This window comes from Streptomyces alboflavus, from assembly GCF_000716675.1.
Classification (GTDB): Bacteria; Actinomycetota; Actinomycetes; order Streptomycetales; family Streptomycetaceae; genus Streptomyces; species Streptomyces alboflavus.
Window position 1 is genome coordinate 239437 of record NZ_JNXT01000003.1, and the last position, 13403, is coordinate 252839.

Consider the following 13403-nt stretch of genomic DNA (forward strand, 5'->3'; position numbering starts at 1 on the left):
GAGTGACGATGAACCGTCGTACCACCCTGCCCCGCCTGCTGCCCGCACCGGACGGCGGCAGCCGCGCCCGGCTCGCCTACGGCGCCGACTACAACCCCGAGCAGTGGCCCCGGGAGGTGTGGCAGGAGGACGTCCGGCTGATGCGCCGGGCGGGGGTCAACCTCGTCTCCCTGGGGATCTTCTCCTGGGCGCGCGTCCAACCCGACGACGGCGTCTGGGACTTCGCGTGGCTCGACGAGCTGATGGACCTCCTGCACGCCCACGGCATCGCCGTCGACCTCGCCACCGCCACGGCGTCGCCCCCGCCGTGGCTGACCACGGCGCACCCGGAGATCCTGCCGGTCACGGCCGAGGGTGCGACGGTCTGGCCCGGCGCGCGGCAGCACTGGCGGCCGACGTCGCCGGTGTTCCGCGAGTACGCGCTCCGGCTGGTCTCCGCGATGGCGAAGCAGTACGCGGGCCATCCGGCCCTGGTGGCCTGGCACGTCAACAACGAGCTGGGCTGCCACAACGTCTACGACTACTCCGACGACGCCGCCCGCGCCTTCCGGCTCTGGCTGCGCGACCGGTACCAGAGCCTGGACCGGCTCAACCACGCCTGGGGCACGGCCTTCTGGTCCCAGCGCTACAGCGACTGGGACCAGATCCTGCCGCCCCGCCTCGCCGCGTCGCACCCCAACCCCACCCAGCAGCTGGACTTCAAGCGCTTCTCGTCCGACGCGCTGAAGGACTATCTGTGCGCCGAGCGGGACATCCTGCGCCGCCTCACCCCCGAGACGCCCGTGACCAGCAACTTCATGGTGATGGGCGGCACCAAGGGCATGAACTACGCCGACTGGGCCCGCGAGGTCGACTTCGTCTCCAACGACCACTACGTCCACCCCGGCCCCCAGGACCGCGACGAGCTGTCGTTCTCCGCGAACCTCGTCAGCGGCATCGCGGGCGGGCGGCCCTGGTACGTGATGGAGCACTCCACGAGCGCCGTCAACTGGCAGCCCGTCAACGTCGCGAAGCGCCCCGGCGACCTCGCCCGCGACTCGCTGCTGCACGTCGCCCACGGCGCCGACGGCATCTGCTTCTTCCAGTGGCGCCAGTCGGCGGCCGGAGCCGAGAAGTACCACTCGGCGATGGTCCCGCACGCGGGGGAGGACAGCGCTGTCTTCCGCGGCGTGACCGAACTCGGCGCCACACTCGTCGAGTTGGCGCCGGTCGCCGGTTCCGTGCGCGAACCGGCCGCCGTCGCGGTCCTCTTCGACTGGGAGTCGTGGTGGGCCGGCGAACAGGACTCCCACCCCACCTCCCGCCTGGACTACCGCCAGGAGGCACTCGACTGGTACTCCGCGCTGCTCGCGCTCGGGATCCGCGCCGACGTGATCACGACGGACGCCGACCTCGCCCCGTACCGGCTGCTCGTCGCGCCCGTCCTGCACGTGGTGCCCGGGGAGCTGGCCGCTCGGCTGACCCGGTACGCGGAGGGCGGCGGCCACCTGGTCACCACGTACTTCTCCGGCGTCGTCGACGAGAACGACCACGTGTGGCTGGGGGGTTATCCGGGGGCGCTGCGGGAGCTGCTCGGGGTCAGGGTGGAGGAGTTCGGGCCGCTCCTGGACGGGGATGCCGTGGCTGTGGACGGTGACGCCCTGTCTCTTGACGGTGATCTCACGGGCACGCTGTGGGCCGACCGCGTCGACGTCGTCGACCCCGCCGTGGAGGTCCTCGCCGAGTACCGGTCGGGTGAGCACGCCGGTCGACCGGTGGTGACCCGCCGGCGCGCCGGGAGCGGGACGGCCGCCTACGTCGGCACCCGCCTGGGCGCGGAGGGTCTTGCCGGGCTCCTGCCCCGGCTGCTCGACGCGGCCGAGGTCCGGAGCGAACTCCCCGCCGCCGCGCGCGGCCGGGTCGAGCTGACGGTCCGCCGGACCGAGGACCACCGGTACCTGTTCCTGGTCAACCGCACCGACGAGGCGGTGACCGTGACCGGCCTGGTCGGGGACGTGCTCATCGGTGCCCACGAAGACGTGCTCACCGGCACCCGCGAAGACGTCCCGCAGAGCCACCTCACCCTGCCCCCGCGCGGCGTCGCAGTCCTGCGCGAGCCCGCTCCCTGACAGCACGGCACCCCACCCGAAGTGACAACTCCAGAAGGGATCACGATGGCACACGGCACCCGCAAGCGACCGCTGCCGACCGTCCTCGGCGTCACCGCCCTGGCCGCGGTCACCGCACTCGCCGCCGCCCCACCGTCACCCGCGGCCGAGCACACGGCCGCCGACTCCGTCACCGTCAGCCCCGACCCCGTGAACGCGCAGCAGCGGTTCGAGGGGTGGGGCACCAGCCTGGTCTGGTTCGCCAACGCCACCGGCGGCTACCCCGACGAGATCCGCAACGAACTCGCCGAGCTGCTGTTCGGCGCCGACGGCCTCGCCCTCAACATCGCCCGCTACAACATCGGCGGCGGCAACGCCCCTGACGTCAAGGACTACCTCCGGGCCGGTGGCGCGGTCCAGGGGTGGTGGCAGGCACCCGAGGGCACGACCCGCGAGGACACCGAGTGGTGGGACCCCGCGAACCCCGCCCACTGGAAGGGCGACGCGGACAAGCCCCAGCGCTGGTGGGTCGACCGGATCAAGTCGCGGATCGACCACTGGGAGACGTTCAGCAATTCGCCCCCGTGGTTCATGACGAAGAGCGGTTACGTCTCAGGGGGCTTCGACGCCAACGAGGACCAGCTCAAGCCGGACTCCGTGGACGACTTCACCGCGTACCTCGCCGGCGCAACGCGGCGCCTGGAGAAGGCGCACGGCATCAAGGTGAAGACGCTCGACCCCTTCAACGAGCCCAACACCGACTACTGGAGCACCAGGCTCGGCCCCGACGGACAGCCCGTCGGCGGCCGCCAGGAGGGCGCGCACATGGGCCCGGGGCTCCAGAGCCAGGTCATCCGCTCGCTGGCCCCGGCGCTGCGGAAGTACACGTCCCGCACGAAGATCTCGGCGATGGACGAGACCAACCCCACCAAGTTCGCCGAGAACTGGAACTCCTACCCGGACGACGTGCGGCGCCTCGTCGACCAGCTCAACGTCCACACGTACGGCACCGGGGGCCGCACCACCGTGCGGGACCTGGCCGAGGCGGCGGGCAAGCCGCTGTGGATGAGCGAGGTCGAGGGGGAGTGGGACCCGGACGGGCAGGACTTCGAGGACATGAGGTCGGGCCTCGGCCTGGCCCAGCACATGGTCGACGACCTGCGCGAACTGGAGCCCACGGCCTGGGTGTTCTGGCAGCCCGTCGAGGACTACAACAACATGAAGCCCGGCGGTGAGAGCGCCAGGGGCGGCAACTGGGGCAGCATCCAGCTCCCCTTCGACTGCACCGCCGAGGACACCCTGAAGACCTGCCCCATCAGGACCAACACCAAGTTCGACACGGCCAGGAACTTCACCCACCACATCCGCCCGGGCGACCGTCTCATCACGGTGGACGAGCCCTCCAGCGCGGCGGCGCTCGACGCCGACGGCAAGGGCGCCACGGTCGTCCACGTCAACTCCACCGGGGCGGAGCGCTCGGTGACGGTGGACCTGTCGAAGTTCGCCTCCGTCGGCCCGGACGCGACCGTGACACCGGTCGTCACCAGCGCGGACGGCGCCCTGGAACGGCAGGACCCGGTCCGGGTCACCGACCGGCGGGCCACGGTCACCGTTCCCGCCGAGTCGGTCACCAGCCTCGTGGTCGAGGGGGTCTCCGGGCGCCGGTGAGACCGGGGGAGGGCCCTGACCTCCGAAGCAAGATCTAAGTTAGGTTAGCCTTTCCTAGGTTTCACTCAGGGGAGGGGATTCCATGCCGACTTGGAACACGGAGGCAGGGCGGGCTCGGTCGCCCTGGTCAGCCGGGCGACCGAAACCCCGGCCGGGCCGCGTCCGGGCGGAGCGGCCCGGACCGGCACCGCTGACGGGCGGTGCCGCATGAGCCTGATCGACCACCGGCACCGTCACCTGGAGCGGATCGCGGAGGTCCGCGCGGGCGAGCACGCCGAGAAGGTGGGCTACCCGATCGGCATCCGCCTGGTCGATGTCGTGGGCGTCACCATGGTCGGCTCGGGCCTGCTGCGGGTGACCCTGGGCGGTCCCGAGACCGAGGGGTTCGAGGCCCACGCGCCCGACGAACACGTCAAGTTGCTGTTCCCGGAGCCCGACGGCACGCTGCGGCTGCCCGAACCGAACGGGACCATGCTGCGCTGGCCGCGCCCCGTGCCCACCTCGCGCGAGTACACCGTGCGCCGCCACGACCCGGCCACGGGCGAGATCGACATCGACATCGCCCTGCACGAGGGCGGCCTCGCGTCGGATTGGGCGCACGGCGTCTACGTGGGCTCCGTCATCCACGTCGCCGGGCCGCCCGGCGGGCTGATCGTCCCGCACGTCTACGACCGCTATGTGCTCGCGGGCGACATCACGGCGCTGCCCGCCATCGCCCGCCGGCTCGAGGAACTGCCCAGGAGCGCCAAGGGCTGGGCGTTCGTCGAAGTCACCGACGCCGACCAGGAGATCGAGCTGTCCGCGCCCGACGGCGTCGAGGTGCGCTGGCTGCACCGCGGCGACCGCCCGCCCGGCACCGGCGACGCCCTCGCGCGCGCCGTGACCGCCGTGACCGTGCCCGAGGGCGAGCGCGTCTTCGTGTGGGCCGCGGGCGAGGCGGGACAGATCAAACCGCTGCGCCGCTGGGTCCGCGACGACCTGCGCCTCGCGAAGGGCGACCACGACATCACCGGCTACTGGAAGCGCGGCGTCGCCGACTTCGACGACGAGCACGAGCACGGCCATGACCACGGCCACGAGCACGTCGACCACCACTGACCCATCCGTCGAACGGGGGGCGGGGCGACGCCGCCGGACCAGGCGCGCCCTCCCGCAGAGCAAGGAGCAACGCATGTTCATCCGCAGATCGTCGGCCCTGGTCGGCGCCGTGGCGCTGGCCCTCGTCGTGACCGGGTGCGGGTCGTCCAAGGACGACTCGGACTCCGCGGGCAAGGGCAGGACCCGGGTGTTCGCCGCGGACAACGGCAAGATCACCATCCCGGCCGACCCGAAGCGCGTGGTGGCGACGGGCTACGCCGTGCCCGCCATGATCGAGGCCGACGCGTCGCTGGTCGGCATCTCCTCGTGGAAGCGCGGGGAGCCGCTGATGAGCAAGAAGGACCTCGCCACGTACAAGAAACTCCCCAAGGTGGCGGGCGAGCTGGCCAAGGAGACCAACTACGAGGCCATCGCCGAGGCCGAACCCGACCTGATCGTCATCGGCGTGCCCGCCCCGGTGCTCGGCGACATCGACGTCAAGCGCCTGGAGTCCATCGCACCGGTGGTGGCGATCGGCCCGACCGTGCCGTCCGCGTGGCGCAAGCTGACCCGCAAGCAGTCCGACGCCGCGGGCTCGCTGAAGAAGTTCGACGCCATGCAGGAGCAGTACGAGGCCAAGGCCGCGAAGCTCGCCAAGAAGTACAAGGGCGTGCTGCCGCAGCTCAAGCTCGGTCACGTCGGGGCGTACGGCGAGGTCGCCAAGGGCACCTTCCAGCGCGAGTTCGGCAACTCGTGGGGCACGAACATCGCCGAGGACATGGGCGCGAAGTACTACGGCAAGGTCAAGAAGCCAGGCCCCGGCTCGCACGCGGTCAGCGAGTACCCCTCCCTCGAGGAACTGCCCGCCTCGCTCCGCGACGCCGACGCCATCACGTACTCGGTCCAGGCCGACGGCAGCGTCCCCAAGGCGGTGCGGTACGTCATGGACTCGAAGCTGTGGAAGAACCTGCCCGCTGTCAAGGCCGGGAAGACCTTCCCGCTGCGCTACACCGAGGCCGCGACCTACGGGTCGGCCATGAAGACCCTGGACGCGATCGACAAGTCGTTCGCTCCGCTCCTGAAGCGGTGACGGCCGCGGGCCGCGCGTCCGGGGGGACGGCACAGGAGGGCCGCGCGTCCGGGGCGACGGAACAAGGGAGCCGCGTGTCCGGCGTGCAGGCGCCGGGGCGTGGCACCTCACGTGTCGCCCTGCTCGTCGGCGGACTCGTCCTCCTGGCGGTCGTCGCCGTGGTCAGCATCGGCATCGGCGCCCGTTCGGTGCCGCCCGCCGAAGTCGTCCGCGCGCTCCTCGACTTCCGGGGCACCGACGACCACGTGATCGTGCGGGACGTCCGGGCGCCGCGCGCGCTCCTCGCCGTCGCGGTGGGTGCCGCGCTCGCCGTGGCGGGTGCCCTCATCCAGACGCTGGCCCGCAATCCGCTGGCCGAGCCCGGCATCCTCGGCGTCACCGCGGGAGCCGGGTTCGCCATCACCCTCGGCTCGGCGCTCGGCCTGACCGGCGGCCAGGCGGGCGAACTGGGCTTCTCCGTCGTCGGCTCCGTGCTCGCGGCACTGCTCGTCGCCGCCGTCGGGCGCCGCTCGCCGCTGCGTCTCGTGCTCACCGGCGTGGCCCTGACCGCGGTCCTCAGCGGCGTCGCCATGGGGCTGCGGCTGATGGTCCCGGACGTCTTCGACGCGTACCGCTTCTGGTCGGTCGGCTCGCTCGCGGCCCGCGAACAGGCGCCGCTCGCTTGGCCGTTGACCGCGATCGGGGTGTGCCTGGTCGGCGCGCTGCTCCTGAGCCGGACCCTCAACGTCCTGGCCCTCGGCGAGAGCGTGGCCAACACGCTGGGCGCGAGCGTGGGCCGCGTGCGGATCGCCGCCCTGGCCCTGATCACCGTGCTCAGCGGCGCGGCGACGGCGGTGGCGGGGCCGATCCTGTTCGTCGGCCTGATCGTGCCGCACCTGGTGCGCAGGCCCGCCGGGGGCTCGGTGCCGTGGCTGATCACCTACACGATGGTCGTCGGCCCGATCCTGCTGCTCGTCGCTGACATCGGCTCACGGGTGCTGCTTCCCACGGGCGAGGTGCCGGTCGCGATCGTGACCGCGTTCCTCGGCGGGCCGATGCTGATCTGGGCCGTCCGCCGCCACGGGGCGGGGGCGCTGTGACCGGGCGCGAGGCCGTCGCCGCTCCCGCGCGGCGCCGCGGCCCCCTGACCGCACTCGGACTGCGGCCCGAGCGCCGCACGGTGATCCTCACCCTGGTCCTCACCGCCCTGATCCTCGGGCTCGGCCTGCTCGGACTCTGCTACGGCGCGTCCTGGAAGAGCCCCGGCGAGGTGTTCGCCGCGCTGAGCGGGGCAGAGCCCTCCGTCGTGATCCAGGACTGGCGGCTGCCGCGCGTGCTCGCCGCCCTGGTCTTCGGCGCCGCCCTCGGCGTCTCCGGCGCCCTCTTCCAGAACCTCACCCGCAACCCCATGGGCAGCCCGGACGTCATCGGCCTCGACGCCGGTGCCTACACCGGCGCCCTGGTCGCCCTGACCGTCCTCTCGGGCGCGTCCGTGCAACTGGCCGTCGGCTCCGTGCTCGGCGGGCTCGTCGTCGCGGCCGTGATCTACGTCCTCGCGTACGACCGGGGGTTCTCCGGGCTGCGCCTGGTGGTGATCGGCGTCGCCGTCAACGCGATGGTGACCGCCCTCAACTCGTGGATCGTGCTGCGCGCCGACCTGGAGGTCGCGATCGCGGCGGTCGGCTGGAGCGCGGGCTCGCTGAACGGCGTCGGCTGGGGCGACCTCGGCATCCCGTTCACGGTGATCGGCGTGCTCCTCGCCCTGATGGCCGCCCGCGCGCACGCCATGCACCAGGCGGCACTCGGCGACGCCGTCGCCGTGACCACCGGCGTGAGCCTCGACCGGCTGCGCCTCCTGATGGTCCTCGTCGGCGTCGGCTGCACGGCCACGGTGACCGCGGTCGCCGGACCGGTCGCGTTCATCGCGCTCGCCGCACCGCAGATCGGCCGCAGGCTCGCGGGCGCGGCGGGCGTACCGCTGCTGCCCGCCGCGCTCACCGGGGCCGTCCTGTTCCAGGGCGCCGACCTGATCGCGCAGATGCTCCTCGCCCCCGTCGCCCTGCCGGTCGGAGTGGTCAGCACCGCGATCGGCGGCTGCTATCTGATCTGGCTGCTCACCAAGGAGGTGGCGCGCGCGTGACCGCACGCCTGACCGCGCGGGACATCACCCTGCGCTATGGAGACCGGGTGGTGTCCACCCGGCTGAGCCTCGACGTGCCCGACGGCGCCTTCACCGCCATCGTCGGCCCCAACGCCTGCGGGAAGTCCACCCTGCTGCGCGCACTCGTCCGCCTCCTTCGCCCGGACACGGGGGAGGTGCGGCTCGACGGCCGCGGCATCGGCGCCTACGCCACCAAGGCACTGGCCAAGCAACTCGGCTTCCTGCCGCAGGACCCCCTCGCCCCCGACGACATCAAGGTCCGCCAACTCGTCGGCCGCGGCCGCTTCCCGCACCAGTCGCTCCTTGCCCTGTGGTCGCAGCAGGACGAGGACGCCGTCGTCGACGCGATGGCCGCCGCCGGCGTCGACGACCTCGCCGACCGGCCGGTGCAGGAGCTGTCCGGCGGTCAGCGCCAGCGGGTCTGGATGGCCATGGTCCTCGCCCAGGAGACGCCCTGCCTGCTCCTGGACGAGCCGACGTCGTTCCTGGACATCACGCACCAGTACCAACTCCTCGGCCTCCTCGCCGGGCTGCGCGACGAAGGCCGCACGATCGTCGCCGTGCTGCACGACATCAACCAGGCCTGCCGGTTCGCCGACCACCTGATCGCCATGAAGAGCGGCCGCGTGGTGGCCGAGGGCGAGCCCGGCACGGTCGTCGACGCCGCCCTGATCAAGGACGTCTTCGACCTGCCGAGCGTCGTCATCCCGGATCCGGTGACGGACACCCCGATGGTGGTTCCTACCGTGCAGGGGGCGCGAAGAAGTCGATGATCTCCTGCGGCGTGGGGTCGCGGGGGGCCACGGCGGCGGCCGCCGCGCTGCGCGGGAACAGCGCCTGCTCGTACGCCGCGAGGGCGGTCTCGACGTCGTCGGGGTGCGCGGCGAGGGCCAGGCCGAGGTCGGCGCCGTCCTGCATGGCCAGGTTGGCGCCCGCGCCGTCGGGGGGCGAGAGGTGGGCGGCGTCGCCGAGCAGGGTCACTCCCGGCACCCGGTCCCAGCGGTGCCCGACCGGCAGGGCGTAGAGGGGGCGCAGCGTCGGCCCGGACGCGGTGATCAGGGCGGTGAGTTCCGGCGCCCAGCCGTCGTACTCCCGCGCGATCCGCGCGGAGGCCGCGACGGGATCGGTGAAGTCGATGGCCGCGAACCAGTCCTGAGGTTTTGTCAGGGAGAGGTGGGCGTGCAGGGTCCCGTCCTTCTCCCGGTGGGCCACGAGCCACTTCCCGTGCCCGTCCGGGTCGAACGCGGCGAGCGTCCCGGCGCCCACCGCCTTCGAGGCGGCCGGATGGCGGGTGTCGGCGTCGTACAGGAAGGTCTCGACGAAGGACCGGCCGACGTAGGCGGGTACGGCGGTGGAGAGCAGCGGCCGGACGCGCGACCAGGCTCCGTCGGCGCCGACCAGCACGCTCGTGACGGCGGTGGTGCCGTCGGCGAACGTCACCTCGTGGCGGCCGCCGGGGAGTGCGCGGGCGCCGGTGGCCTTGTGGCCCCAGCGGACGGTGCCGTCGGGGAGCGCGTCGAGCAGGAGCCGGCGCAGTTCGCCGCGCTGCACCTCGGGGCTCGTGCCCGTGCCGTCGTCGGCCTGGTCGAACAGGACGGTCCCGGCCCGGTCCAGGAGCCGTGTCGCTTGGCGGCCCTCCAGGACGATGCCGCGGAACTCGTCCGTCAAGTCGGCCGCAGCGAGCGCGAGTTGGCCGCTGTGCTCGTGAATGTCGAGCATCCCGCCCTGCGTGCGTGACGTCGGTGAGGGCTCCGCCTCGTGGACCGTGGCCGGGATGCCGTGGACGTGCAGGACGCGGGCCAGTAAGAGGCCGCCGAGTCCGGCGCCGATGATGGTGACAGGGGTGTGCATGGTGCTCCTTGTGTGTCGCGGTGTGTCGCGTCAACGGCCGGGCGGGCCCGGCGGGATCGCTGGAGGGGAAGGCGAGGCGCCGGGCCCGCCCGGGCGGGTGACGGCTCAGACGACGATGACCCTGCGCCCTCGCGTGTGACCGGCCTGGCTGTCGGCGTGGGCCGCCGCGGCATCGGCGAGCGCGTACGTCTTCTCGACCGGGATGTGGAGCCTGCCCCGCTCGATGAGGCCGACGGCCTCCGCGAGGGCCTTCGGCACGTCCCCGGTCACGCCGGAGAACCGGGCGCCGAGGTCCGGCGCGCCGAGGTCGGCGATGGAGATCACCTTGCCCGGGTCCCCGGTCAGGCCGACGAGTTCGCGGATCACGCCCGAGCCCGCCAGGTCGAGCGCCGCGTCGACGCGGCCGAGCCCGCGCACCCGCCCGACCCAGCCCTCGCCGTACGTCGTGGCGAGCGCGCCGAGGCCGCGCAGATACTCCTGGTTCGCCGCACCGGCCGTGCCGATCACCGTGATGCCGCGGTCGCGGGCGATCTGCAGGACTGCCGAACCGACGCCCCCGGAGGCGCCGCTGACCAGCAGCGTCTCCCCGGGCCGCACACCGACCTGCTCGATGACGCGCAGCGCCGTCTCCACCACCGAGGGATACCCGGCGGCCTCCTCGAACGTCAGCCCCCGGGGCATCCGCGCCCAGGCCGCGAGCACGGCGTACTCGGCATAGGCGGCCGAGCCGCGCCCGAACACGCGGTCGCCGACCTCGACCCCCTCGACGCCCGCGCCGACCTCGTCCACCACCCCGGCGGCGTCCTGCCCGACTCCGGCAGGCAGCGCGACCGGGCGGACCTGCTGGAACTGCCCTTCCCTGATCCGCCAGTCGACGGGGTTCACGCCCGCCGCCCGCACGGCGACGCGTATCTGGCCGGGGCCCGCGTGGGGCTCCTCGGCATCCATGAGGTGCAGGACATCCGGACCGCCGAACTCGGCGAAGCTCACTCTCTTCATGCCGACGAACGTAACACTAACGGTTAGTGTTTTGGAACAGCTACGGTTTCGCACCTGATAGCGTCAGGGCATGACCGTGCCGACCGGACGCCGTGAGCGCAAGAAGGCCGCGACCCGCCAGAAGATCGCCGACACCGCTCTGCGGCTCTTCCTGGAGCGCGGGTACGACGAGGTGGGCATCCGTGACGTCGCCGCCGAGGCCGACGTGGCCGTCACGACGCTCTTCTCCCATTTCGCCTCCAAGGAGGCCCTCGTCTTCGAGCGGGACGACGACTTCGAGCAGCGCCTCACGCGGGCGGTCACCGACCGCGCCCCGGACGAACCGCTCGTCCCCGCGCTGCGCCGCGAGATCCACGCCATGGTCCTGCACTGCACGGCGGACGGCAGCGCCCCGATCTACCGCATGATCGACGAGTCACGTGCCCTGCGGGAGTACGAGGAGTCGATGAGGCTGCGCCACGCGGAGTCCCTCGCGACGGCCCTCGTCGCCGACCCCGGCCTGCCGCAGAGCGCGACGGCCTGCCGGACGCTCGCGAGGTTCGTGATCGACGCCTACGCGCTGGCCCGCGACGCGGCCGACCCGCAGGGTGCCGTGGACGAGATCTTCACGATGGTCGAGGCGGCCTGGGCGGCCGCCTGACCCGATCCGCGGCGAGCAACAGTTCGGGCCGCGTCAGTGATCCTCCGGCGCGAACGCCTGGGCGTCAGACGGAGTGGCGGCGCAGGACGCCGCTCATGAGGGGCCCGGCTTGAGGAGGCCCCTAAATCGTTCGCGTCCGTCGGCGGCCGAGTGGGACGATCCGCGGGGCATCGAGTGAGGCGACCCACGAGGCATACGGCGTTCCTTCTCGGTCCTTCTCGTTCCACCTCGTTCCTCCTCTCCTTCCCGACCTGCTTGCCCGACTCGCTTCCTTCCGAGAGGTGGCTGTGATGTCCGTTGCCGCGCCCCCGTCGTCCGGCTCCCACTCCGCTCCGCTGGTCCACACGGAGGCCGGGGCGGTGCGCGGCCGCAGCGAAGAGGGCGTGGCGGTGTTCCGGGGCATCCCGTTCGCCGAACCACCCGTCGGCGAGCTGCGGTTCGCCGCGCCCCGGCCGGCGCGCGGGTGGAACGGGGAGCGGACGGCCCTCGCCTACGGACCGCCGCCGCCCCAGGCGGGGGTGTTCGGGATGGACGGGCTCGCACAGGAGGCGCCCGGGGACGACTGGCTGACGGTGAACGTCTGGTCGCCCGACCCGGGCGCCGGACTGCCGGTGATGGTGTGGATCCAGGGCGGCGCCTATGTGATCGGCATGTCCGGGCTGCCCGAGTACGACGGCGGCCGCCTCGCGCGTGAGGGCGGCGTCGTGGTCGTGACGTTCAACTACCGCGTCGGCATCGAGGGCTTCGCGCAGATCGAAGGGGCGCCGGCCAACCGGGGCCTGCTCGACCAGGTCGCCGCGCTGGAGTGGGTGCGCGACAACATCCGGGCGTTCGGCGGGGACCCGGACCGGGTCACCGTCTTCGGGCAGTCGGCGGGCGGCGGCTCGGTCGCCGCCCTGCTGGCGATGGACCGGGCGAAGGGGCTGTTCCACCGGGCCGTCGCGCAGAGCGTCCAGGGCACCTGCTTCTCGCCGGAGATCGCCGCCGACGTGACGGCGGCCTGCGCCGCCGAGCTGACCCTCCGGCCCACGGTGGCGGACCTGGCCACCGTGGACCCTGCCCGGCTCTCCGCCACCGGCGACGCCGTCACCGCGAAGATCGCCCAGTGGGCGGAGCGCTGGGGCCGTCCCGCACACCGCACGATCCCGTTCGCGCCCGTCGTCGACGGCGACGTCCTGCCCGCCACGCCCTGGCAGGCGCTGGCCGAGGGCGCCGCCCGGGACATCGAGCTGATCGCCGGTCACACGCGCGACGAACAGCGGCTGTTCGGCGCGATCGACGGCACGCTCGGCCAGGTCACCGAGGAGCAGGCCGAGACCGCCCTGCGCGTCTTCGCCCCCGACCACGACGGCCCCCGCCGCTACCGCGAAGCGCTCCCCGACGCGGGCCCGGACGAGCTGTACGAACGCGTCCACGCGGACTGGCTGTTCCGCATGCCGTCCCTCCACCTCGCCGAGGCCCACATCCGGGCCGGTGGCCGCGCCCACGTCTACGAACTGACCTGGTCCGCGCCGGGCATGGGCGGCGCACTCGGGGCCTGCCACGGCCTCGACGTGCCGCTCGTCTTCGGCAACCTGACCCACGGTCAGACCGCCGCCCTCCTCGGCGAAGGCCCCTCCGCGGAGGCCGAGTCGGTCTCGGCGCACCTCCGGGGCGCCTGGACGGCGTTCGCCACCCACGGCGACCCGGGCTGGCCCGCGTACGACAGCGAGCGACGCCTCACCCGGCTCTTCGACACCCACCCGGCCGTCGCCCCCGACCCGGAGCAGACCTCCCGCCTGCTGTGGCAGGACCATCCCTTCGCTGCCCTGCCACTGCTCGGCCGGTGAGAGCCCGGCCGCGCGGCACTGG

General features: G+C 72.9%; 10 protein-coding genes and 1 pseudogene. 9 read left to right on the top strand and 2 right to left on the bottom strand.

Annotated elements, in window-relative coordinates:
- Positions 1-8: 8 nt before the first annotated feature.
- The 7 genes and pseudogenes from OO63_RS03895 to OO63_RS03925 all read left to right on the top strand — a co-directional run bounded on the left by OO63_RS03895 (position 9) and on the right by OO63_RS03925 (position 8835).
- Entirely contained in the window at positions 9-2108 is a 2100-nt protein-coding gene (locus tag OO63_RS03895) for a beta-galactosidase (RefSeq protein WP_030356484.1), read from the top strand.
- A gap of 45 nt (positions 2109-2153) precedes the next feature.
- Positions 2154-3746, top strand: a pseudogene (locus OO63_RS03900) (glycoside hydrolase family 30 protein); the annotation flags it as partial.
- 216 nt (positions 3747-3962) lie between these two features.
- Positions 3963-4853 (top strand): siderophore-interacting protein, encoded by an 891-nt coding sequence (locus OO63_RS03905; RefSeq protein ID WP_030356486.1) that lies wholly within the window; start codon positions 3963-3965, stop codon positions 4851-4853.
- A 73-nt stretch (positions 4854-4926) separates the two neighbouring features.
- Positions 4927-5922: an ABC transporter substrate-binding protein gene (locus OO63_RS03910; RefSeq protein WP_030356487.1), complete on the top strand. Its 996-nt coding sequence runs from the start codon at positions 4927-4929 to the stop codon at positions 5920-5922.
- Between the two features lie 74 nt (positions 5923-5996).
- Entirely contained in the window at positions 5997-7001 is a 1005-nt protein-coding gene (locus tag OO63_RS03915) for a FecCD family ABC transporter permease (RefSeq protein WP_051810513.1), read from the top strand.
- Between the two features lie 44 nt (positions 7002-7045).
- Positions 7046-8041 carry a FecCD family ABC transporter permease gene (locus OO63_RS03920; protein WP_030356489.1) on the top strand — a complete coding sequence of 332 codons (996 nt, stop codon included), beginning with the start codon at positions 7046-7048 and terminating at the stop codon, positions 8039-8041.
- Positions 8038-8835: an ABC transporter ATP-binding protein gene (locus OO63_RS03925; RefSeq protein ID WP_030356490.1), complete on the top strand. Its 798-nt coding sequence runs from the start codon at positions 8038-8040 to the stop codon at positions 8833-8835. Before OO63_RS03920 ends, OO63_RS03925 begins: the two co-directional genes overlap by 4 nt.
- Here OO63_RS03925 and OO63_RS03930 read toward each other — a convergent pair.
- Positions 8804-9913 (bottom strand): FAD-dependent oxidoreductase, encoded by a 1110-nt coding sequence (locus tag OO63_RS03930; protein WP_030356491.1) that lies wholly within the window; start codon positions 9911-9913, stop codon positions 8804-8806. The two genes, OO63_RS03925 and OO63_RS03930, sit on opposite strands and share 32 nt — an antisense overlap.
- A gap of 105 nt (positions 9914-10018) precedes the next feature.
- Entirely contained in the window at positions 10019-10912 is an 894-nt protein-coding gene (locus tag OO63_RS03935; RefSeq protein WP_030356492.1) for an NADP-dependent oxidoreductase, read from the bottom strand.
- Positions 10913-10982: 70 nt separating this feature from the next.
- Between OO63_RS03935 and OO63_RS03940 the strand changes: the two genes are divergently transcribed.
- Both OO63_RS03940 and OO63_RS03945 read left to right on the top strand, forming a co-directional pair.
- Positions 10983-11552, top strand: a complete 570-nt coding sequence (locus tag OO63_RS03940) for a TetR/AcrR family transcriptional regulator (RefSeq protein ID WP_030356493.1) — start codon at positions 10983-10985, stop codon at positions 11550-11552.
- A gap of 290 nt (positions 11553-11842) precedes the next feature.
- Positions 11843-13381, top strand: a complete 1539-nt coding sequence (locus OO63_RS03945) for a carboxylesterase/lipase family protein (protein ID WP_030356494.1) — start codon at positions 11843-11845, stop codon at positions 13379-13381.
- The last annotated feature ends 22 nt before the right edge of the window (positions 13382-13403 follow it).